The sequence below is a fragment of the Methanosarcina sp. genome, assembly GCF_028693135.1.
In the GTDB taxonomy this organism is placed as follows: domain Archaea; phylum Halobacteriota; class Methanosarcinia; order Methanosarcinales; family Methanosarcinaceae; genus Methanosarcina.
On record NZ_JAQUVZ010000003.1, the window covers coordinates 107,506 to 130,212 of the forward strand.

Consider the following 22,707-nt stretch of genomic DNA (forward strand, 5'->3'; position numbering starts at 1 on the left):
CAATCAGTCTCTGGGATTTTGCTTTTCTGTTTTTCGTGGTTTTCTTTCTTTACACCGTAATTTACCCGCAGTCGCAACTTAAAAGGGTCCGGATGAAGCGCATAGCAAAACTGAAAGCTATGGAAAAGCGCCGGGGCTGCAAGGTGCTCACCATGATCCACAGGCGGGAGGGAATTTCGCTTTTCGGGCTGCCTGCCTACCAGTTCATAGACGAGGAGGATGCCGAACAGATTTTGCGCTGGATAAGGAAATACGGGGACTATCCCCTTGATCTGATCCTGCACACGCCTGGCGGACAGCTCCATGCCAGCATCCAGATCGCCCGTGCCCTCAGGAAGCACCCCAAAAAGACCCGCGTGTTCATTCCCCACTACTCCATGTCAGGAGGCACAATTATCGCCCTTGCAGCAGATGAAATCTTTATGGACAAAGATGCTGTAATCGGGCCCATCGACCCCCAGATAGGAGATTTCGTGCGCGGGCTCTTCCCTGCCCCTTCCTGGATCTATGCTGCAGAAACGAAAAAAGAAAATGCAGGAGACGTCACTCTTGTCATAAGCGACATTTCCAGAAAAGCCCTCAAACTTACCAGAAACGTTGCAAAGGAACTTCTAGAAGGCAAAATCGCACCTGGGCCCGGCGGTGAAGACCGGCTCGATGAAGTGGTCGAAAAGCTGGTCAGTGGAGAAATGATCCACAGCACTCCCCTTTCAGCCGCAGAAGCTAAAGAGATCGGGCTTTCGGTAAGCACGGAGTTTCCTGAAGACGTGCATGAGTTCATGAAACTCTTCCGGCCTGTGAAAAGGAATGTGGAATACGTGGAGTCAACCTCTCCTCGCTAAAGCACCGTAGCTTGCGTTTCCAGGTCATATTTTCCTTCGCAGAACACACAACAGGCAGGTTGACAACTACCCTAAAAGCAACATTTTTTGCAGTATTAAAATCGGTATTTTCAGTATGTCCACATGCAAGGCAGGCAAATGAAGCCTGTGTTTTTCGGTTCTTTTTACGGTATAATCACACAGAACACCTTTTTGAAGTATTTCCAGGATCTAAAAGCATAACCAATAGTTTCTAAAATATTTTATTCAAAAGTAAAAAATTGTTGAGTTTTAAGATACCCCGTTTTCCATTTTTTATTCACATTTTTTTAAAATAGTGAACCTCTCTACTAATCTATATTTTTTATTACATTATAAATTTCAAAAAAATACTAATATTTAAACATATACCGCAAATTCTATTTAAATAAGGGCATTTGATTCCTTTTTTTAGACAGATTAATTATTTATACAATTATATCGGTTATACTATTGGTAAAATATAATACCATTGGAAAACTGGAACAATGGTTATTGTGGGGTAATATGATATTTAGAATCAAAAGAAAATTTCAATTGATAGTACAGCTTTCGCAGCAAGTACTGGATACGATCGTATGGGGAAAAAGGACACAGGTCGCAGGTCACGAAATTTATACCTGTTCATGATTGAGATAAATATTTGAATCTCCTAACGAATTCATAAAAAATCCGGTCTAAATTAAGACAAGAGCGACTATGTAATAGTGCTGAAAAAGTGCTGAAAATAGTGCTGAAAATAGTGTTGAGATTGAGACAACGTTGAAATCAGTCTAAAAAAATATATTTTTGGGGAGTGGTGCTAAATGATTTTTTCTAACCTGACTGAGGCTGAAAAAACAATATTAAAGGATGAAACCGTTTCGGATTTTAAACATTCTTTAGAAGTAGTCATTAAAAATTTACTCGCAGAATATGAGAGGGATCTTGAATCTAACCTTAATATTTCGAAAGTTGAGATAAACTTTATAGTAAAAATGGATGGAATTGAAGTATAAAGTTTATTTAATTGTAGATATGGAAGGTTTATTACCTTCTCAATTTTATTTATAGATGCCCATTTTATGGATAAAATGTGTATTTTTTGGATATAATATGGATCTCTTAGGTATACCTCTATTTTTCAGGTTCACAGTGTATTTTTAAAGGAAAATCTTTTTGCAGGCAAAGCGAATTTTCAGAATAGCTATATAAGTTATTAAATGCATATTATTGTATGCTATTGTGTAATATACACAATCTCAAAAACATTGGTCAGACTGGTATTATTGTTAAATTGTAAAAATAACGCAAGCAAAACCAGACAACCACATCAAGGGGTGGAATGCCAATGAAAAATATGAAACAGTTTGTAGGTGAATCTGTGATAGCAGCCATCGCAGTTTATTGCCTGCTGTTGATAATGTTTCCTGTGGGTTGGGTAGTTCTGCTCGGGCTTACGATCACAGATCCGGGTATATACAAAAGATATTACAAAAGATATGTAGAATCGAGAACTCTTGGGGTAGACTCTAAGTATTTGTAACGAAATAACTTCGGCAAAGAATAATTAATTTGAAGCTAAATCAGCCATTTCGATATTGAAAGTTATTTAATTATTCCTAAATTTTGCCTGTGTTATTTTGCTGCATATTTTAAGTCTGAACTCCCGAGCAATGGAAACAAGAAACCAATATCTTCCCATAAAACTTCTACCAGAACGCTTTGCCTGAAAAATCGACCAAAAACGAATATTTGTTGGGTATGGGAGTATTTTTTTGGGTAAAAATATATTTTAGGCAAAGCTCATTTTTTTAACCTTTGCGTTCTCTTCACTGAGCCCGGTCCAGCTAACTTTATACCCAAGGTGTTCGAGTACAGGGTAATAGAGGCTGCTGTCAAGCCCAAAGCCTTCAAACACCTTTACTGCGTCTGCATATGTCTCTGCAGTTCCTGGTTTTTCAAGTTCAAGTTCGATCCTCTCAAGGAACTGCCTGTGGAGCACATAATTCTCAAGGAGCACATAGTTCCTGTACTTCTCGAATTCTTCAGATTCTCCAGATTTTCCGGATTCTTCAGATTCTCCAGATTTTCCGGATTCTTCAGATTCTCCGGATTTTTCAGATTCTCCGGATTTTTCAGATTCTCCAGATTCTCCGGATTTTTTGGCTTCTGCGGCTTCCCTTGAGTTTGTAAGTCTGCCTGCAATCTCATTTTTTAAAGCATCAAGCACGACTCCCTTCTCAGTTGCGATTTCTTCAAGGCTGATCAGTTCCCCGGAAAGAGGAATCTCCGTTTCCTGAAGTTTTGACAGGTCTTCTTCAAGCCTTATTCTTTCATATTTTCTAAGCACCTGCGTTACTTCATTTGCCGGAATCTTCCTGTCAAAGAAAATCACGTCCTGTGCAGGGAAATCTTTTTCTGAGCACTTTAGTTTCCTATTAATCAGGAGAATAACAGGTTCCTTTACTTCCTTCAGTTTCTCGGTCTTCTTTTTAAGGTATTCCGGTGTCCAGAAACCGACAACCTCGACGTACACTTTCATTCCGTCTTTCTGAAGGGAAAAATCCGGAATAAATGCGTACCTGCCTGCTTTCAGGATCGTTGGTTCTCTTTTTGCTTTCCAACCTCCTAAACTTAAGCTGGCAAACTGTTGTTCATAAGTGCTGTCATAGGCTGCACTTTCAGTATCTGCTTCTGATTCCTTAATTCCAGTTCCTTTAATTCCAGTTTCCTTAATTCCAGTTTCCTTAATTTCGTTTTCCTCTCCCTCAACCCCGGTTTCATTCCCGGCTCCTGTTCCGTATCTTTCCTGTCCTTCCGCAAGCTGTAAGTTGGAAGAGACTCTTTCTGGTATTCTTTCAGAATATCTGGCTGCTTCCGGTATGGGTTTGAAAGCCTCTTCCGAGCTGTCAAGGGCAAAATCAAGGATGCGTTTCCCCTGGTAGCCTTTATGGAGAATTCCTGCCTTCAGGCTCCAGCCCTTTGATTTCAGGAGGATAGGGAAGAGTTTTGCAAAAGAATTTCCATATCGTTCCGACATCCTGAACAGAGATGCCGGTCCATCAAGGTGGAGGTGAACGCTTTTTAACCCTTCAGTTTCTTCTTTTTCGCCTGCTTTCTCCTCGGTGTCTTCCAGGGAATACATAAGCCCGGATCTGACAATCTTCCAGAGGACTTGCTGGAAATCCCCTGTTATCCATATGTTCAGGTCAACAGCCCGGAAAAGGAGGGTTTGTGTCAGGGATATGTTGTACTGCCTGAGGAGTTCTGCAGGGGAAAGGGGGTTGAATTCTTTTAAGATCTGGTTTTCCTCAAGGTCTGCCCAGAGAGATTTTTCAAGCTCGGGAATTGAATTCGAGAGTTTTTTTGCGGCTTTTTGAAGTGCCTCTTTTCTTTCGGCAGGAGAAAGCGCCATCCCGGCACAGGCTTCAAAAACCGCTTCCCTTGCTTTAGAAGGGTCAACAGCCGAAGAGGTTTCAACCACAGCCCGTCTTCCAAGGAGCTGGGAAAGCCCCCGGATAAAGCGGTAATTCATCTCTTCATAACCTTCAAGTTCGGAAAGGAGGTCGCCGTATGTTTTTCCGACATGCTGCTCGAAGGTCTCTATAAGTAGCCCTGCAAGCTCAAGGTTTTCGGAATTAAAAGCTGCATATGCCGGTTTGATCTTTCCCTTTGAAATGCGGGTTACAAGCAGGTCAGAAGTTAGCATGAGAACCACCTTTCTGGTTTTCAGGGTTTTTTTCGGAAGATAAAGCCCCTTTTCTCCTTTGTGCGGTTCCGGTCTCCGAGGTTTCCGAGGCTATGATTTCGTAGAGCACGGCTTCTTTTCCTTCTTTTTTCCTGAGGATCCTTCCAAGGCGCTGGACATATGCCCGCTTGCTGCCTGTCCCGCTTGCTATGATCCCTATGTTTGCTTCAGGGACGTCAATTCCCTCATCCAGGACCTTTGAGGTAACAACAGCCCTGTAACTGCCTGCCCTGAACTTTTCGAGGATGGAGTTCCTTTCTTTTGAAGGAGTTCTGTAGGTGATCGCCGGGATAAAGAATGTATTGGAAATCCGGTGCACAAGCCGGTTATGTTCCGTGAAGATGAACACCCTGTCCCCTCTGTGCTGCTCCAGGATTTCCCTCAGTTTTTCAATTTTTGAATCACTATTGAAGGCAAGGTCTCTTGCTGCATTTCTTGCAAGGAGGGCTTTTCTGGCTTCAGGGTCTCTGCCGCTTTTCATGACCAGTTTCTGGAAGTCCTGTGCTCCCCTCATTACCAGCCCTGTTTTTTTGAGGTAATTAAGGAATACAGAATATTTCTGGTCGTATTCTTTCTGCTCCCCGGTAGTGAGCGTCACAGAAACCCGTTTTATCGTATAAGGGGCAAGGTGCCCGCCGGCAAGTTCCGAGACCTTTTTCTCGTAGACTTTTCCCCCTACAAGCCGGTTGAGTTCCGTATGCAGCCCATCTTCCCTTTCGTATGTGGCAGTCAGTCCGAGCCTGCATGAGGCTGCGGAAAATTCGGCAATGCTCCTGTACCCTGCTGCAGGCAGGTGGTGCACTTCGTCAAAAATCAGGAGCTCGAACCTGTTCCCCAGGGTTTCGGCATGAATATAGGCAGAGTCATATGTGGAAACGGTTATGGGAAGGATTTTTTTCTCGCCGCCCCCAAGCTTTCCTATTTCCATGGAAAAGGCTGCTTCAAGCTGGGTTTTCCACTGTTCCAGCAGGTCAAGGGTCGGGACAATTATAAGAGCCGGGATGTTGCACCCTGCAATTGCCCGGATACCGGCAAGGGTTTTTCCGCTTCCTGTCGGCAGGACCAGGACTCCCCATTTTTCATTCTCACTCCAGGAAACAAGAGCTTCGGCCTGGTAGTCCCTTAAATTCAGCTTATTTCCCGAAGCCTCATAAGCTTCTGCAAGGTCCGGACAGGGAAGGAGGTCAAGGACGCTGTCTTCAAACTCAATTCCGGAATTTTCCAGGTAACTGATGATATCCCTGTAATACATGGCAAGGGCCCTGAAGCTCCCGCTTCTTTCGTCCCAGGTTGAATTGGGGACCCGGACGTTGCCCTGTATGAGGAGAGTTCCCTGCTTGAAGCTGATTTTGATCATTGTTTACTAAGAGTCGGGACATGATATATAATAATTAAGTTATCAGCAGACTAAGGCTGGAGTTTATTGCATGAGTTAATTCTTTTATATCTTTTCCGCTCGAGGGGGGGAATTTTTCAGTTTCCACTCCCTGCGCCGCGCGAGAACGGGGCCACCCCGTCATGTAAGAAAAATTAACTTTCAAACCGACACCACAATTGAGAGAGACAATAAACTGAAAAAATATCCCCCTGAGAGAATACTTTCCTTTTCCTCGAAAACCAATTTTCTATTAATAAGTAAATATAAGTGCCTCCAACGGTTTTTCTGGCGGTCCTGCAATAAAAGAAGAAAAAAGCAGAAAGAAAACTGGGAAATAACTTCAGGTCAATTTCAATAATAGAAAGGAAATTAAAAGAAGGAAATTTTGCATGAGCTCTAATGCCAGACCATTGAGGGATGACGGATCGGGGGGAGATTTCTCGCCCGAACCTCTGTCCCTTGAAGACCTTTTCCACAAATACGGAATTGAACGCAGCCATGCCGATAATGTGGCCCGGAATGCCCTCGAACTTTTTGAGATCCTTGCTCCTGTCCACGGGCTGGGCTCCGAGTTCCAACAACTTGTGGAAATGGCTGCCCTTGTGCATGATGCCGGGGTAGCTACGGACTTTGAGAACCACCACAGAGCAGGGAGGGATATCCTGCTCCGCCACCCGCCTTCCGAATTGCCTGAAAGGCTGTGGCCGGTTGTTGCCTGGACGGCTTTCCTGCACAAAAAAAAGGTAGGAAATAAGAAAATTGAGGGACTTAAAGGAAAGGCTTTCGGGAACATGCCCGAAGACCTTCAGGATGTAACCCTGAAAGTGGCTGCCCTTATCCGGCTTGCCGATGCCCTCGACTACAGCCGGATGGGAAGCAGGCTCGGAAAGGTCACTTTCAAAGCCCGGCAAATCAGGTTTGAAATAATAGGGCAGGGGGCTGCAGTTGATGCGGAAAGGATGTACAAAAAAGGTGACCTCTGGCACCTGCTCTACGATACGGAACTTGAGTTTAAGCCGCAATTGCAAAAATAATGAAGGTTTAAATCAAAAAAATATATCTTAAAGTCATGTCTTAAAGCCATACTTAAAGCCATACTTAAAGCCATACTTTAAAGCCATAATTTATGGTTACTTAAAGTCATGTTTTAAAGCCATACTTAAAGCCATAATTTATGGTTATACTTTGAAGTTACACTTTAAACCCACACTTTAAACCCACACTTTATAAACCATCATTTAAACATACTTTAAAACCACTTTTTAAAAAACAAGCATTAAGGCTTGGGATTGGAAGATCTGGATGAGCTATCTGATACTTGTACGACACGGGGAATCCGGCTGGAACGTTGACGGCAGATTTGGAGGCTGGGTGGACGTCCCGCTGACTGGGAAGGGGGTCGAAGAAGCCCTGTTCTGTGCTTCCGAACTTGAGGGGATCGGGTTGGACCTTGCTTTTACTTCAAAGCTAGTCCGGGCGCAGGAAACCCTTTTTCTGATCCTTTCTAAGCAGAAAAAGATAGGGGTCTTTGTCCACGAAGCAGCCGGTTCAGGGGAAAGCGGGACCGAAAGCGGAGATGAAGTCGGGTCGGACAATAAAGAAAACCGGTATTCATATCCCCCAAAAATCGAAAAGAGCCTTATCCCTATCTATTCCAGTGAAGCCTTAAACGAGCGCTATTACGGGATATTGCAGGGCAGGAAAAAGGACAAAATGAAAGAGAAATACGGGGAAGAACAGATTCTTCACTGGTGTCGGAGCTTTGACGAAGGGCCTCCTGAAGGGGAAAGCCTCAAAGATATTTATAGACGTTCAGTTCCATATCTCGAAAAGGAGATTGTCCCTGCTCTTCAGGATGGAAAAAATGTAATAGTATGCGCCCACCAGAACAGCTTGAGGGCGCTGATTAAGCATATCGAAGGAATTTCTAATGAAGACATTCGCAAAATCAGACTGGCCAATGCAAGACCCGTAATCTACACACTTTCCGGAGGCATCTTAGTTAGGGAAAATGCTGAAATGGATCTGGCGGTGAAAAGGAACCTCTGAATTCTTTTTTTGGGTCCACACTGATTTATCTGTGGCCGGAAAAGTATTTTCAGGCATTTTAAAGCAGAAAAGCATTTTCATGGTATCCTCTTCAAATTGTATGGAAAAAAGTAAATTTCACACATGTGCTGAAAATTTAAGAATTTTTCCAGGTTGGAAACACACTCATGAGGTCTAGTTAACTTCATACATGTATGATAAAATTGTTTCATATTTTTCTAGTTGGAAAATTCTCCTTTGGATTTGAAGAGGATACCCTTTTCCCTTTTTTTAGATTAATTTCTTCAATTTTATTTATATTTGTTTCACAGTATCCAGCTATAGATGGCTGTTAATCCCGTGACATAAACCCCGAGAGCATAAAACCACCTTCCGGTAAACTTGGGCGTTCGGATTGGTGCTAAATTAAATACAGCCATAAACATAAATATTGTATATATAAGGACTGTAAAAATTGTATGGCTGAATAAACCGTTAAACAGAAAGACAAAAGCAAGGATAATGACATTGTTGTCAAGTGCCAATCCCATGTATGTTGAATCATCGACCAGGCCGAAAACATTGAAATAGCTCAACCGTATTGCACTGGTAGCGACAATCACGAATGCTCCAGGTAAAAACCATGGACTGAATTCTCCATAGCTCAAGAGAAAAACAGCGGGACAAATTCCAAAACTTACAATATCTATCAATGAGTCAAGCTGTCCTCCGACAGCTCGATATTCATCAGTTCGCCCCTTCATCCGACGGGCAATGATTCCGTCTCCCCAGTCAAAAAAAACAGCCCAAATCATTCCAATTATCGCAACCGGGAAATTGCCTAATATAGCAAAGTATATACTAAGGACCGCACAGAACAGCCCTGCAAGCGAACAGATATTTGGAAGATCTCGGGCGAAAGTAAGCATTCCTGTCTTATGTGATTGTTGATGTTGCGAATCATTCATTGGGATACTTCCACTTTATTCAAATCAATGATATCTGCCAATGCTTCAACTAATTTGCAATTTTCGTTTTCAGTACGGCTGGCAATACGAATATAACGATCAGAATCAGGTAAAGTTTTGTCCTGGCAGTGTTTTATGTACATGTTATGTTCAATAAACAATTTCCGCGTGATTTCAGGACCACTTTGTGCATAATCTGGGAGGCGGCAGAAAACAAAGTTTGCATCAGGTTTGTAAACAGTCATTCCCGGGATAGCACACAGGTTTTTATATAGATTGTCCCTGTCGGTCCGTACCTGTTTGCAGCTTTCGACAAACTCCTGTCTGTAATCGGGCAAAAGCCGCAGAAACTCTTCGGCAAATCCGTTAATATTCCAGATATGTACGCCTTTCCTTACAGCTTCAGCAAATGCTGAATTTGCAGTTAGCATATAACCTATTCTGAGACCGCAGATACCATAGGCTTTGCTCATGCTTTTAAGGATTGCCACATTTGGGTAACGTTCTATTTCATTTTCCAGGCTTGTTTGATCCGGATTAGATACAAAATCCATGAAGGATTCATCGACGATCAGCATACAGTCATGATTTGCAAGTTTTTGTGCAAGAGATATTAAATCGGACCTGGGAACCAGCATAGATGTTGGATTATTAGGTGTTACCACAACAGCAATATCTGCTTTAACCTTGATCGCTTCAGTAGCAAACTTATCTACATCCAATTGAAAAGATGGACATTCAAGGGGGAATTCAACTACCTGGCCTTCCGGTGCTGCATTCGCATATTCATTAAAAGAGGGCACTGGAACAATTAACTTGCTGGATATGTGGCCTGATATAATTTTGATCAGTTCGGCAGCGCCGTTTCCTACAACGATTCTTTCAGCAGGTTGATGGATCAGATTACCTATAAGACCGGCAAGAGCATCCTGTGCAATCGGGTAGTTAAGGACAATGTCGTGAATTTGATTTTTAAAGCTTGTAAAAACTGCCTCTGGGGGGAAATATAGATTGTAAAGATAAGCATGATCTATAAATCCATGATGATAGTAACCACCATGCTGTCCGGAAACGAATTCGTATTTTTCAGTTTGAGTCTTATAATTATACTGCATCATGTATTTTCCTTCTTTATTTGTTTTTAGGTGGCACTTCTGTTTTTGGAGTCTTAGCCTCAAGAATTGGTTTTAAATTTAAATAATTGGACGGAGGGAATGACCTTAAACCGGAAATTGAACGAGTAATCGTTTCCTTCTCCCTTCTTTTTGTTTGTTGAAAATGCGGCCTTGATATTCCGGAGGTATATGGCATGATATTGTTAGGAATTATTGTTTCAGATTTGTCTGCCGAAAATAGTTTCTCAGCTTCTGCCAGGTCCTTAACTGTATCTATTTCATACCATCGCTTGCTGTCAAAAGAGACTGTTTTAAGAGAGAGGCTACCATCAACCACCATTTCCGCAAATACGGTTTCATAATAGTCGTTTACTCTGCCGGCTGAAATGTACTGATCCAGTCTTTTTGCAATACTATGCCATGAAGAGAGCGAAAAACTGTAAATATTAACAGTCTTGTATCTGATCTCATCAAAAGGCCTGACAGTACCACATTGGAATCTCTTAACATGTTGGGATTTATTGACTGTGACAGTGGAACCATTCATCCACGGCTGCATGCGTGCAACGGCAATTCTGTCAGGAAAACACATGTCATCCAGAAGAGATACGTCAAAAACAAGATCACTTTCAATCAGGAGAAAAGGCTCATTAATAATTTTGCGGGCCATCCAGAGTGAATATATGTTATTGGTGGTCTCATAAAGCGGGCTGAAAATATATTCTATTTTCATTCCGCCAGCTTGCGTTCCCAGAAACTCACGAATACATTTTTCCTGGTACCCTGTGACCACAACAAGACGTTTGAAGCCTTGCTTTTTCAAATTGATGATAAGTCGTTCAAGTATGGACGCCTCATGAACCATTGTGAGGCATTTTGGTGTATTGCGTGTAAGAGGATAAAGACGACTACCCTTACCAGCTGCCAATAGTAATGCTGTAGTTATAACTCCAGCATCACGATTGCTTCTCATCAAAATCAACAGATCTCCCCCCTGTGGAGTTTTATATAGTCAAGAACAGCCTTTGGATTAGAGTGACATAGAAATAGAATTTCATTATGTTTCATACTAAACACGAAATTAATGATTTTTATATTAGTCTATATGAAAATAATAAGCATTGAGTGTAGCAGAAATATAAGTTAGGAGCAAAGGTAGCTGAATAATTACAAAAAAAGAAGAGCTGAAACTATGGGGTCAAAATGAGGTTGGATTTTTGGCTCACAAAAATCCCACCATAGCAGCCCATTCTACTTTTACGTGCCTAATATGGCGTTTTTTACTGCAGACTGGTATATATATTGTAGTGGAACCATCGCACAACAACATGAGTTACATACAAAAACTACGCGGCGTAACAAAAACGATAGCTTGAAGACGAATACTCAGTTGAAAATTGGCTCTCCAAACTCAACATTTCCAACCCCATAATGACGCCATAGATTCAACAACATAATCTTATCCAGGACCATGAGAGCGCAGCCATTTATGATACGTGTGGTCCAGCTTTCCGCGTAGAACTACCAGATCATCCCGGCGTACTACCGGAAGCGCTCTGTCACATTTTGAATTAACAGATGAATCACGGCGCGAGAACTGTGTAAAACATCGGCTCCGTAAATTATTAACTCATTGCCATTATTAGAGATACATTTCCTGAGTGATTGATAGCCATACATATTCTTTATCCCTTGGCTCCTCGTTATTTTGTGTGTGAAACCCTCACAAAAAAAGATACGGTCTTGAATTGAAACTTATCTTACACACGATAAATGGTGAAGAGCCCTTTTTTTATATTGATTTCTTCAATTTCACGGTTATTTGCTTCACAGTATCCAGCTATAGATGGCTGTTAATCCCGTGACATAAACCCCGAGAGCATAAAACCACCTTCCGGTAAACTTGGGCGTTCGGACCGGTGCTAAATTAAATACAGCCATAACCATAAACATTGTATATATAATGACTGTAAAAATTGTATGGCCAAATAAACCGTTAAACAGAAAGACAAAAGCAAGAATAATGACATTGTTGTCAAGTGCCAATCCCATGTATGTTGAATCATCGACGAGGCCGAAAACATTGAAATAACTCAACCGTATTGCACTGGTAGCGACAATCACGAATGCTCCAGGTAAGAACCATGGACTGAATTCTCCATAGCTCAAGAGAAAAACAGCGGGACAAATTCCAAAACTTACAATATCTATCAATGAGTCAAGCTGTCCCCCGAAAGCTCGATATTCATCAGTTCGTCCCTTCATCCGACGGGCAATGATTCCATCTCCCCAGTCAAAAAAAACAGCCCAAATCATTCCAATTATCGCAATCGGAAAATTACCTAATATAGCAAAGTATATACTAAGGACCGCACAGAACAGCCCTGCAAGCGAACATATATTTGGAAGATCTCGGGCGAAAGTAAGCATTCCTGTCTTATGTGATTGTTGATGTTGCGAATCATTCATTGGGATACTTCCACTTTATTCAAATCAATGATATCTGCCAATGCTTCAACTAATTTGCAATTTTCGTTTTCAGTACGGCTGGCAATACGAATATAACGATCAGAATCAGGTAAAGTTTTGTCCTGGCAGTGTTTTATGTACATGTTATGTTCAATAAACAATTTCCGCGTGATTTCAGGACCACTTTGTGCATAATCTGGGAGGCGGCAGAAAACAAAGTTTGCATCAGGTTTGTAAACAGTCATTCCCGGGATAGCACACAGGTTTTTATATAGATTGTCCCTGTCGGTCCGTACCTGTTTGCAGCTTTCGACAAACTCCTGTCTGTAATCGGGCAAAAGCCGCAGAAACTCTTCGGCAAATCCGTTAATATTCCAGATATGTACGCCTTTCCTTACAGCTTCAGCAAATGCTGAATTTGCAGTTAGCATATAACCTATTCTGAGACCGCAGATACCATAGGCTTTGCTCATGCTTTTAAGGATTGCCACATTTGGGTAACGTTCTATTTCATTTTCCAGGCTTGTTTGATCCGGATTAGATACAAAATCCATGAAGGATTCATCGACGATCAGCATACAGTCATGATTTGCAAGTTTTTGTGCAAGAGATATTAAATCGGACCTGGGAACCAGCATAGATGTTGGATTATTAGGTGTTACCACAACAGCAATATCTGCTTTAACCTTGATCGCTTCAGTAGCAAACTTATCTACATCCAATTGAAAAGATGGACATTCAAGGGGGAATTCAACTACCTGGCCTTCCGGTGCTGCATTCGCATATTCATTAAAAGAGGGCACTGGAACAATTAACTTGCTGGATATGTGGCCTGATATAATTTTGATCAGTTCGGCAGCGCCGTTTCCTACAACGATTCTTTCAGCAGGTTGATGGATCAGATTACCTATAAGACCGGCAAGAGCATCCTGTGCAATCGGGTAGTTAAGGACAATGTCGTGAATTTGATTTTTAAAGCTTGTAAAAACTGCCTCTGGGGGGAAATATAGATTGTAAAGATAAGCATGATCTATAAATCCATGATGATAGTAACCACCATGCTGTCCGGAAACGAATTCGTATTTTTCAGTTTGAGTCTTATAATTATACTGCATCATGTATTTTCCTTCTTTATTTGTTTTTAGGTGGCACTTCTGTTTTTGGAGTCTTAGCCTCAAGAATTGGTTTTAAATTTAAATAATTGGACGGAGGGAATGACCTTAAACCGGAAATTGAACGAGTAATCGTTTCCTTCTCCCTTCTTTTTGTTTGTTGAAAATGCGGCCTTGATATTCCGGAGGTATATGGCATGATATTGTTAGGAATTATTGTTTCAGATTTGTCTGCCGAAAATAGTTTCTCAGCTTCTGCCAGGTCCTTAACTGTATCTATTTCATACCATCGCTTGCTGTCAAAAGAGACTGTTTTAAGAGAGAGGCTACCATCAACCACCATTTCCGCAAATACGGTTTCATAATAGTCGTTTACTCTGCCGGCTGAAATGTACTGATCCAGTCTTTTTGCAATACTATGCCATGAAGAGAGCGAAAAACTGTAAATATTAACAGTCTTGTATCTGATCTCATCAAAAGGCCTGACAGTACCACATTGGAATCTCTTAACATGTTGGGATTTATTGACTGTGACAGTGGAACCATTCATCCACGGCTGCATGCGTGCAACGGCAATTTTGTCAGGAAAACACATGTCATCCAGAAGAGATACGTCAAAAATAAGATCACTTTCAATCAGGAGAAAAGGCTCATTAATAATTTTACGGGCCATCCAGAGTGAATATATGTTATTGGTGGTCGCATAAAGGGGGCTGAAAATATATTCGATTTTCATTCCACCAGCCCGCGTTCCAAGAAACTCACGAATACATTTTTCCTGGAACCCTGTGACCACAACAAGACGTTTGAAGCCTTGTTTTTTCAAATTGATGACAAGTCGTTCAAGCATAGATGCTTTATGAACCATTGTAAGGCATTTTGGTGTGTCGCGTGTCAAAGGATAAAGACGACTACCCTTACCAGCTGCCAATAGTAATGCTGTAGTTATGACTCCAGTATCACTATTGCAGTGATTCGAATTCATTGTAAATCCAATTGGCTATTGTTCATCGTTTATATATTGGTTGTTACCTGTGTTAAATAGGTTGTAAAGAAGTTGTGATTATATTGACCAATTTCACTTAAGCCGCTAATTTTCTTTTAATATTTGGGGTGAATTATTTTATATAGATCTTAGCAATTTTGAATGTTAATAGCAATTTTGAATGTTAAATTATATATAAAAATCCTCTTATTTACTCTTATTGTGATAGAAACACAATAGGGGAAGTGAAATATGGCTGATAAGACAGATAAAGTTGCGGAAAATGTTCCAGGACCTTATTATGTAGATTATGACTGTATCGCATGTAACTTATGTGTGGATACATCACCAGAGAACTTTAAAATGACTGAAGATGACTCTAACGCTTATGTATATAAACAGCCGGACACTGATGAGGAAAAGGAAGCCTGTAAGGAGGCATTGGCAGACTGCCCGGTTGAGGCAATAGGAAACGACGGCTAAAATGGCCTGTTCGATTTAAGCTAGTTTCCTTAATTTTTTTGATCATCTATTTTTCATTAGACTCACATTTCAAATTCTGGCATTTCTGTACAAATCCATGGTACAAATGTGCCAATTAGTTAAGATAATATTTCATTGGTCTTCGGTTAAGGAATTTTCTTGCCTGAAAGTATCGATTTTGCATTAGAAGTCTACCTTAAATTTTGGCCTGATTACATGAAATCGATACCGTGTCCAGTCCTCAATTTCTAAAAATATTTGATAACTGTTGTGGGAATGGAGGTAATTTATCACGATTCCTCACTTAACCGAAGACGCATGGATAATATTTATTAAATGACCAATATATAGGAATTATTTACCCCTGTCGGCAGGGGGTCGAAATGTGGATTAGAGCAATTTCTCTGGTTATTTAAAGGTTTTCTACAGTTTTTATCGTTTTTACCGTTTTCATGCAGGGATTTTCTATCCATTACTCTAATAACCCGATTTTGGAATAAATTCTGGAGAGCCCCTGAAGGGTGGAATACCCTTTTCTTGTAATGATATAGTCTCCGCGTTCACTTCGCTGTAAAACCATGCCTGTATCAAGCAGTTTTTGCAGGTGAAATAGCAGGTTTCCACCGCGAAGCCCGGTGAGTTTAGAAAGTTCGGAAAAGGTCTTACTTTCTCCTGAGAGGGCTTTTAGCATAATGAGACGCTGTTTGTTGGCAATGGGTTCGCAGATTTCTGGGACCATTTTTTCAGGCTTGATTTCGCTGATGTCGGGCTGCTCTGCATCTTCTGTCCTGTCTTCGTATATCTGGAGGGAACGCATTAGCCTGACCTGTTTTTCAAAAAGGGTAGAAGCTTCCGAAAAACACTTGCTGCACTTTTCGGTTTTTGCATGCTTTTTCAGTTCTACCAACTTTTCCCTGTATATTTTGACGGTTTCGGAGCCGACATTCTCTTTTCCGACAAGGCCTGCAGTTTCCTGCAAAAGGTCCCGGAAAGAGATCTCACAGAATTCCCGCATCTGGCAGTCCCGGGTCATCCCGTTTTCCATGCGCTCGCCAGCCTCCTCGCAGAGGTAGTTTATCATGGGTTTCATGAAGTTTTTCTTCATCTCGGAAATCATGGTCTCTATATGCTGCTGGTTTGCCCGCTGCAGGAAACGGGAAAACTCATTGCGAAGGGAAGTAATTTCTTTTTTTATGGAGTGTAGTTCTTCAAAGTAGTTGCTCTCAACATTGTATTTTGAAAAATAGTCAGGAACATTTTCAAGTGAACTTACGGGTTCCCCGGTTACTGACTGTGTATTCTTTCCTTTTAAGTTTGGGCTTTCTGTCAGGGTTTCGGAGTTCATGTCGGGTACCTTCCTGTGCTACAGTTTACATTGAAATGGTTTTAACTTTTTCGCAAAATAATTCTACTTTATTATGAACTCTCTTAATTAAGGGTCATTTTTCTGTACTGGGTGTCAATTGTACATAATCATGACGCTCATATTTATATGTATATAGTACTTTTTAAAATAAGATATGTATATAGCACTTTTTAAAATAAGTATACTATATATTAGATAATATATGGAGGCCTAGATAATGGATATGATAGAATACCATGCTCCATGGAGGCATTTTTGCCTTTCATCGGCATATGAAAATGTACAGTCCCCACAAAACGAAGAATACGAAGCACCGAGTTTCGTTGACATGACTGACTATACGCACCCCGTCACTGCTTTTGTTTTGAATGCCAGTGGTGAACAGCTTGAAGCCTTCGGCTACCTTAACAAATGGATGCAGCACTACGGAATCAGGTTCTGCAACTCCGACTCTTGTGAGTGCGAGGACACCGAAGCCTTCCAGGGAGCTTTACAGTTTGCAAGTCAACGCCTTAGTTTGTCAGGTCAACACCTTAGTATGTCAGATCAACGCCCTGACATAAAGTAAGTAGATACACACCTATCTTTTCATAGTGCGACAGACCTTTGCCGCTTTTAATTCACACACCATCATGCGGCAAACGTGTATCTACTTTATTTACATAGGGCTTATGTAGACTGGGGATAAACTGTCATTTATCCTTCAGGCAATAAGCCCTAATGTTCTTAAGTATGTTATCTTATCAATATTTTGCTATATCGACCCGCGTTATTATAATAATCAATATTATTTTACTATATATATATATTACGGTTGGGTTTTGCCGGATTAGCCAGGCTTTTATTTCTGGATTTCATATTCTACAGTGCTTATACATATCTTTTCTATCTACTTCACTGTTCGTTTTCCGGCTTTAAAATTTGTCTGAATAGTCAAGCTGCCGTCTTTCTAAATAATTGGGTTTTTGTCATTTCCCACAAAATACCTTATTTTTCAATAATCTTTGATAATAAGGCTTATTTTGTAAAAAAATTTATTTAAATCAATTTAAAATCTATTTAAAGTAATAATATATCAATGATTTTGAATATAGAGATTTTTAATCAGTTAATCGTGAAAATAACTACGTTTTAATTTTAAACACATAATCAATATGTATACCTTTACGCAAAAATATAAAAAGTCGGGGTAAAAAGTAGGGTGAAAAGAAGGGTAAAAAGTAGGGTAAAAAGTAGGGTAAAAATAGATATATTTGCCACAAATGTCCCAATTATTAAATTTATAAGGTCATATTTATGTACAAAAACAGGGGATGTACAGAATTATGACGCTCAAGTATATAAATATATACAGCTTTTTAGAGTCCGGTGATAATGAATGGAATTACAGGACATAAACAACTTCGTACAGACTGCTAATGAAGAACAGCTCAAAGCCTTCGGCTTCCTTGGTCAGTGGATGATGGAAAACGTACCAAAGCACTGCAACTGTCCCTCTAAGTGCAACCAGAACTGTGAGCTCGCAAAAGCACTGGGTGGCGCACTCCAGGCTGCCGGGCAGAGACTTCAGGGACAGTAACCTGAATTCCTATCCGGCACTGCTACCCCTTCATTTTTTATTTTTTGTGTTCGGACATTTTTGGTCCTTTTTCCCATACCCCATTCCTGTAAGTTTTGGAGGCGTTCCGCCCCTGAAGCTGTGGGGACCAACCTGCGAAAAGTCCTGGAAAAAGCAGGTGTCGAGCTTGAGTTCTGTAACCCTGAAAAAACTGTGTACGTGGGGATTCTTCTGGTGGAGTGAAAAAATAAAACGGAAAGTCCGACGGAAAAACTAAAATTGGAAGTGGAAAAGTGGAAGCGGAAAACCACCGGAAAGAGGTTTTTACATGCCCGTACTGAGTATTATCGCCTGCAGGATGTTTGAGGATGAGCTTGCCCATGTCCTTTCGAGTGATAGGGAACTGGAGCAGTTGATTGTGGTGGAAGGCAGGGATAGTTTCGGGCTGCTTCGGAAACTCAAGTCAGTGAACTGCCTGACCAGAACAGCGCCCCTGGACAGGGTTCCTTTTCTCCTGGGGAACAGGCACAGCTCCGGTTCCGGCTCCGGCTTAATGGCGCTTGCAAAACCCCTGCTCAGGCTTCCTTTTTTCGGGGAAATTCACGGAAAGATGAAGCTAAAAGCGGCTCACAGGGTGACGGTGGTTGTAAACCCGCTCAGGCTGGGGCTTCATGATGATCTCGAGCTCCTCAAGTCTGAAGTCTACGGGAAGATCAGGGAGATGGCAGCGTTCTCGGATGGAATCCTTCTCTTTTACTGCAGTTGCGGAAAAGCCTTTGAGAGTCTGGAAGAGGACTTTTCGGGATTTGAGTGTCCCCTTTACTGCCTGAAAGACGGGAACGGAGAAGTCGTGGCAGACTGCATAAGCGCCGCCCTCGGGGGAAACGCCGCCTACGACGAAACCATGTACGCCTGCAGGGGAACTGGCGCCCTCTACTTCACGCCCATGTGGGCTTCGAGCTGGAAAGAGATGGGAGAAAAAAGGAAGAAATCCCGGAATTTCGACGACAATTATCTAAAGGACCCGAGATACTCACGAGTTGTCAAACTCGATACCGGCCTTTCATACGACCCTGATTTCCACAAAAATATACAGGATTTTGCTCGCACTTTCAACATGGAAATTGTAGAAATAAAGGGAAGCACAGAACTTGCAGAAAAGTCCTACATGGCCGCCAGAAAAGGTGTCATCCAGCATACTATTGAATGATTTTTGTCCAGAAATCTTTCAAACAAATTTCAAACTTTTATTCCTTTATCGCTCAGCAGCACATCATAATTCTTATACAAACAAGACGAATATTTATACTGGAATCAATGGGGAAATTTAAGATGGAACCGCAAAAATCCGAACGAGAAAGCTTCTGGGATGCAAGTACTTTTGCAATCATCACTGACAAATCAAAACCCGCAATCAAGTGGACAATATCCGAACTTAAAAACCGGGGCAAGAAAGTCTATGTAATTGATCTTTCCGACAAGCCTGAGCCCGGCTCGTTGAAAAGTGTGTCCGAACTTCCAGCCGGCATCGACCGCGCCGTTCTCGGTGTCACAAAAAGTGAACCCGGAAATCTCATCCCTGCCCTGAAAGAAAAAGGCATAACCAAAATCTGGTTGCACTGGAGAACCGAAACCGAAAAAGCCCTGGCAACCTGCAAGGCAGAAGGAATTGAATGTATGACCGAACACTGCCCCATGCTGTACCTCGGAAGCGGGGTAAGTATACATGGAATACACAGGGCGGTTGCGAAGATGACGGGGAAGTATTGAAGGAAAGGATGGTTTTGATTCACTATTTGGAACCTCTGTGTGTTCACTGTTTCAAAACCCGGTCCCTATTCCCGTTCGCGCAGTGAACGGCTTTTTCCAAAAGCAAACACGAGTAGAAATATTTGCATACCGGAGTATATCAATGCCAGCGATTTCACAATGTGGAGCAAATTTCATTTTTCTTCCATTTTCTCCTTAAGAGCCTGAATATTTTGTTCGGTTGTCTTGAAATATGGGTGGGTGGAACCAAGTTTATTCTCAAATATTTTAAGGGAATGTTCAAGCAGGGGCAAAGCCTCATCATATTTCTCAATGTGATAATAGAGTGCTGCGAGATTGTTTAGTGCTGTTGCAGCATCTGGGTGTTGTGGCCCGAGCACCTTTTCACGAATGTCAAGTGCCCGCTGATAAAGTGGGAGTGCTTTTTCGTAATCTCCCTCTCTTTATATAAATTTTTATCAAACTTAAAAAAATATACTCACTTTACTCCTCATTTCCCCTCCATGTGCAGAGGAATTGAATAAAATTACTTCGTATTGCTGTTGTATTAGGATGTTCTGAACCCAACTGTTTTTCAAATATCATCAGAGCCTTTTGGTATAATGGTAGTGCTTCTTCATATTTTCCCATAATGCTATAGAGCCTTGCAAGATTGTTTAGTGTTGTTGCAACGTCGATATGTTCTTGTCCAAGCACCTTTTCCCTAATCTTCAGAGACCTTTGATATAATGGCAGTGCTTCTTCGTAGTTTTCCATTGTTTTGTAGATACCTGCAAGATTATTCAATATGGTTGCAACGTTTGGGTGTTCTTGTCCAAGCACTTTTTCAATTATCATTAGGGCATTTTTGTATAATGACAGTGCTTCTTCGTACTTTCCCATACGAAAATAGAGAAATGATAGATTGTTATAAGTATTTGCAACATCTGGAGATTCTTTTCCTAGTACTTTTTCTCTAATCTTCAGAGCTTTTTGATATAGTGGTAGTGCTTCTTCATATCTTCCCGTGATTTCATAGAGCCCTGCAAGATTATTCAATGTGGTTGCATAATCAGGGTTCTTTTGCCCCTTTACTCTTTCCCAAATCTGCAGAGCCGTTTGATATAATGGTAGTGCTTTTTCGTATTTTCCCATACGTTGGTAAGTTAACGCCAACCCGCCCAAATTAATTGCAATGTTGGGATTTTCTGGTCCAATTGTCCTTTCCCAAATCTGCAGAGCCTTTTGATATAATGGTAGTGTTTTGTCGTACTCTCCCATTAGAAGATAAAGTTCTGCGAGATTACTTAGCGTGTTTGCAACATCTGGGTGTTCCGATCCCAGATTAACTTCAAGTATTTGCTGCATTTCTTCATACATCGAAGAAATAAGTTTCCAGAATGCTGCTCTATTGAATGGGTCTGAGTAGTCGATAAACCAATTGAATAATTCTTCGGCTTTGAGGGCTTCTTTTGCGTGGTAGAAGGCTTCTGTTAGGGCGGTTTCGTGTTCAGGAGTGATTGCTTTGATGTCTATGTCTTTTATCTTGTCGCTATAATGATCACGCATAAAGCCGTGGACTTCTTTTTTCAAATCTTGAGCTTGGTAAACCTGCAGGCTTTCTCTCATGAGTGGATGCAATTGGAGTTTCCCTTCGGTTTCTTGGACAAAGGAGAATCTGTTCAATTCCGAAAATGCTGTGAGGGGATAGCCGGTATTGAAACTATTGATTAATGCTTTGAAAATATCTTGATTCCAGAACCGAGGAGAGGACAATACTTTCAGAGTTTCTTGTTCCTGGGCACTCAAGTATTTCATGAATCTGTCAAAGATTTCACTACGAGTTGTGGCAAAGTCATCAGGTTTTGGAGAACTGGTCTTTGCGATTTCGGTGTATGTATCAACCGCAAGTTCAAGGTAATAAGGAACACCTTCGCTACCCTTGAATATTACTTTTTGAATCTCCTCTTCTTTAATTCCACAGCGATTAAGAAAGTCAAAAGCATCTTTTTCAGGGAGTTTTTTGAGTTCTTTTTGTTCAAGATAATTATTCCAGTCCTTATCGGATTCTTCCCAGCGGAGTTCCTCCCTTCCACAGATTACCCAAAGGGATGATTTTGGTAGGTTTTCAATAAGTTGCCTTATCCATTCATCTCGTGAATTATAACTTCCCTGCCCTCTTTCTTTTTCCCAGAGAGCTTCATAGCTATCAATGAATAAAACTGCTGACTTTGAGTTTTTTTGCAGATAATCAGCCAGGTCGTGTGCAAAGAATGCAGGAAGCATTTTTTCAATATCCAGAGCTTCCATTTCTGGCAGTCTTGCGATTTCCTTTTCTCTCTTTAAAGCCCATTCCTTAAAGAGGTCAGGAGCCCTTTCAACAACCTTTTTGATGCTGCTGTAATTTATCGAAACAAGACCGCCAAATGAATCAAGGAGATCTGTTACAATGCTATCTTCAGAGTATCCATCTCTTGAAAGAGGGATCTGGGGATTGACTTTTCGCCAGTATGCGGCATGTGCGATATCGAATAAATGGAATTTTACGCTGTTTTTTTCCTGCAGCTGGTTTTTCAGGATTCCAAGAAACTTATCTGACTGCCTGTGGGACTCTATGCCGAAATCGACTGAAGCCCAAATAACGCCTGTATTTTGATCGGATTCATTATATTCTTCAAGCAGTTTGGGGAGTTCTTTTCGTAAACTTGTCTTGCCGATCCCGCCAACTCCATAGTAAACCAGGACGCTGTAGTCTTTTTTCCCAAGATTTTGAAAGTTGTTTTCAAATGCTTCGATGAATTCTTTTCTGTCAACAAACGGTCTCTCTTTTTCCTCAATTAAAGGTGCAGGACGAATAGCCACCCAATTCCTCCGAAAATCAGTTCCTGGTCAACTTAAAATTTCAA

21 protein-coding genes and 1 pseudogene are annotated in these 22,707 nt (G+C 41.2%); 11 read left to right on the plus strand and 11 right to left on the minus strand.

The genetic code is table 11. The features are described from left to right. The first annotated feature begins 35 nt into the window (after positions 1 to 35). The 3 genes from PHF18_RS02470 to PHF18_RS02480 all read left to right on the plus strand — a co-directional run bounded on the left by PHF18_RS02470 (position 36) and on the right by PHF18_RS02480 (position 2,385). Positions 36 to 842 carry a hypothetical protein gene (locus PHF18_RS02470; protein WP_300097851.1) on the plus strand — a complete coding sequence of 269 codons (807 nt, stop codon included), beginning with the start codon at positions 36 to 38 and terminating at the stop codon, positions 840 to 842. An 824-nt stretch (positions 843 to 1,666) separates the two neighbouring features. After that, positions 1,667 to 1,858 carry a hypothetical protein gene (locus tag PHF18_RS02475; protein WP_300097854.1) on the plus strand — a complete coding sequence of 64 codons (192 nt, stop codon included), beginning with the start codon at positions 1,667 to 1,669 and terminating at the stop codon, positions 1,856 to 1,858. A 332-nt stretch (positions 1,859 to 2,190) separates the two neighbouring features. Then, positions 2,191 to 2,385, plus strand: a complete 195-nt coding sequence (locus tag PHF18_RS02480) for a hypothetical protein (protein WP_300097857.1) — start codon at positions 2,191 to 2,193, stop codon at positions 2,383 to 2,385. 249 nt (positions 2,386 to 2,634) lie between these two features. Here the strand turns inward: PHF18_RS02480 and PHF18_RS02485 are convergent, their stop codons facing one another. Beyond that, positions 2,635 to 4,551, minus strand: a complete 1,917-nt coding sequence (locus tag PHF18_RS02485; RefSeq protein WP_300097861.1) for a DUF790 family protein — start codon at positions 4,549 to 4,551, stop codon at positions 2,635 to 2,637. Beyond that, positions 4,538 to 5,947 carry a DEAD/DEAH box helicase family protein gene (locus PHF18_RS02490; RefSeq protein ID WP_300097864.1) on the minus strand — a complete coding sequence of 470 codons (1,410 nt, stop codon included), beginning with the start codon at positions 5,945 to 5,947 and terminating at the stop codon, positions 4,538 to 4,540. The genes PHF18_RS02485 and PHF18_RS02490 overlap by 14 nt, the downstream gene beginning before the upstream one ends. A gap of 410 nt (positions 5,948 to 6,357) precedes the next feature. Between PHF18_RS02490 and PHF18_RS02495 the strand changes: the two genes are divergently transcribed. Next, positions 6,358 to 7,002: an HD domain-containing protein gene (locus PHF18_RS02495; RefSeq protein WP_300097867.1), complete on the plus strand. Its 645-nt coding sequence runs from the start codon at positions 6,358 to 6,360 to the stop codon at positions 7,000 to 7,002. A 268-nt stretch (positions 7,003 to 7,270) separates the two neighbouring features. Then, positions 7,271 to 8,017 carry a 2,3-diphosphoglycerate-dependent phosphoglycerate mutase gene (locus PHF18_RS02500; RefSeq protein WP_300097869.1) on the plus strand — a complete coding sequence of 249 codons (747 nt, stop codon included), beginning with the start codon at positions 7,271 to 7,273 and terminating at the stop codon, positions 8,015 to 8,017. Positions 8,018 to 8,322: 305 nt separating this feature from the next. Here the strand turns inward: PHF18_RS02500 and PHF18_RS02505 are convergent, their stop codons facing one another. From PHF18_RS02505 to PHF18_RS02530, 6 genes are all read right to left on the minus strand, one after another. After that, entirely contained in the window at positions 8,323 to 8,964 is a 642-nt protein-coding gene (locus tag PHF18_RS02505; protein ID WP_300097872.1) for a CDP-alcohol phosphatidyltransferase family protein, read from the minus strand. Beyond that, entirely contained in the window at positions 8,961 to 10,082 is a 1,122-nt protein-coding gene (locus tag PHF18_RS02510; RefSeq protein WP_300097875.1) for a histidinol-phosphate transaminase, read from the minus strand. The genes PHF18_RS02505 and PHF18_RS02510 overlap by 4 nt, the downstream gene beginning before the upstream one ends. A 13-nt stretch (positions 10,083 to 10,095) precedes the next feature. Next, positions 10,096 to 11,052 carry a phosphocholine cytidylyltransferase family protein gene (locus PHF18_RS02515; protein ID WP_300098008.1) on the minus strand — a complete coding sequence of 319 codons (957 nt, stop codon included), beginning with the start codon at positions 11,050 to 11,052 and terminating at the stop codon, positions 10,096 to 10,098. A gap of 854 nt (positions 11,053 to 11,906) precedes the next feature. Beyond that, entirely contained in the window at positions 11,907 to 12,548 is a 642-nt protein-coding gene (locus PHF18_RS02520; protein WP_300097878.1) for a CDP-alcohol phosphatidyltransferase family protein, read from the minus strand. After that, positions 12,545 to 13,666 (minus strand): histidinol-phosphate transaminase, encoded by a 1,122-nt coding sequence (locus tag PHF18_RS02525; RefSeq protein ID WP_300097875.1) that lies wholly within the window; start codon positions 13,664 to 13,666, stop codon positions 12,545 to 12,547. The genes PHF18_RS02520 and PHF18_RS02525 overlap by 4 nt, the downstream gene beginning before the upstream one ends. Positions 13,667 to 13,679: 13 nt before the next feature. After that, positions 13,680 to 14,645: a phosphocholine cytidylyltransferase family protein gene (locus tag PHF18_RS02530; protein ID WP_300097881.1), complete on the minus strand. Its 966-nt coding sequence runs from the start codon at positions 14,643 to 14,645 to the stop codon at positions 13,680 to 13,682. 252 nt (positions 14,646 to 14,897) lie between these two features. On the opposite strand from PHF18_RS02530, the gene PHF18_RS02535 reads away from it, so the two are divergent. Further along, complete coding sequence (locus PHF18_RS02535) at positions 14,898 to 15,128, plus strand: ferredoxin (RefSeq protein ID WP_300097884.1); 231 nt, start codon at positions 14,898 to 14,900, stop codon at positions 15,126 to 15,128. 472 nt (positions 15,129 to 15,600) lie between these two features. On the opposite strand, the gene PHF18_RS02540 is transcribed toward PHF18_RS02535, so the two are convergent. Next, complete coding sequence (locus PHF18_RS02540; protein ID WP_300097886.1) at positions 15,601 to 16,473, minus strand: winged helix-turn-helix domain-containing protein; 873 nt, start codon at positions 16,471 to 16,473, stop codon at positions 15,601 to 15,603. A gap of 238 nt (positions 16,474 to 16,711) precedes the next feature. Between PHF18_RS02540 and PHF18_RS02545 the strand changes: the two genes are divergently transcribed. From PHF18_RS02545 to PHF18_RS02565, 5 genes are all read left to right on the plus strand, one after another. Then, entirely contained in the window at positions 16,712 to 17,062 is a 351-nt protein-coding gene (locus tag PHF18_RS02545; protein ID WP_300097889.1) for a hypothetical protein, read from the plus strand. Between the two features lie 810 nt (positions 17,063 to 17,872). After that, the gene (locus tag PHF18_RS02550) at positions 17,873 to 18,073 is read left to right on the plus strand and encodes a hypothetical protein (protein WP_300097892.1); all 201 of its coding nucleotides are present in this window, start codon (positions 17,873 to 17,875) and stop codon (positions 18,071 to 18,073) included. Positions 18,074 to 18,133: 60 nt separating this feature from the next. After that, positions 18,134 to 18,295 (plus strand): hypothetical protein, encoded by a 162-nt coding sequence (locus PHF18_RS02555; RefSeq protein ID WP_300097894.1) that lies wholly within the window; start codon positions 18,134 to 18,136, stop codon positions 18,293 to 18,295. Positions 18,296 to 18,380: 85 nt separating this feature from the next. Beyond that, complete coding sequence (locus PHF18_RS02560) at positions 18,381 to 19,262, plus strand: DUF1638 domain-containing protein (protein ID WP_300097897.1); 882 nt, start codon at positions 18,381 to 18,383, stop codon at positions 19,260 to 19,262. Positions 19,263 to 19,384: 122 nt separating this feature from the next. Further along, complete coding sequence (locus tag PHF18_RS02565; protein WP_300097900.1) at positions 19,385 to 19,822, plus strand: CoA-binding protein; 438 nt, start codon at positions 19,385 to 19,387, stop codon at positions 19,820 to 19,822. A 173-nt stretch (positions 19,823 to 19,995) separates the two neighbouring features. Here PHF18_RS02565 and PHF18_RS02570 read toward each other — a convergent pair. Continuing rightward, positions 19,996 to 20,256 (minus strand): annotated as a pseudogene (locus PHF18_RS02570) (tetratricopeptide repeat protein); the annotation flags it as partial. A gap of 49 nt (positions 20,257 to 20,305) precedes the next feature. Further along, on the minus strand, positions 20,306 to 22,663 hold the full coding sequence (locus PHF18_RS02575) for a tetratricopeptide repeat protein (RefSeq protein WP_300097903.1): 2,358 nt from the start codon (positions 22,661 to 22,663) through the stop codon (positions 20,306 to 20,308). Positions 22,664 to 22,707 lie beyond the last annotated feature (44 nt).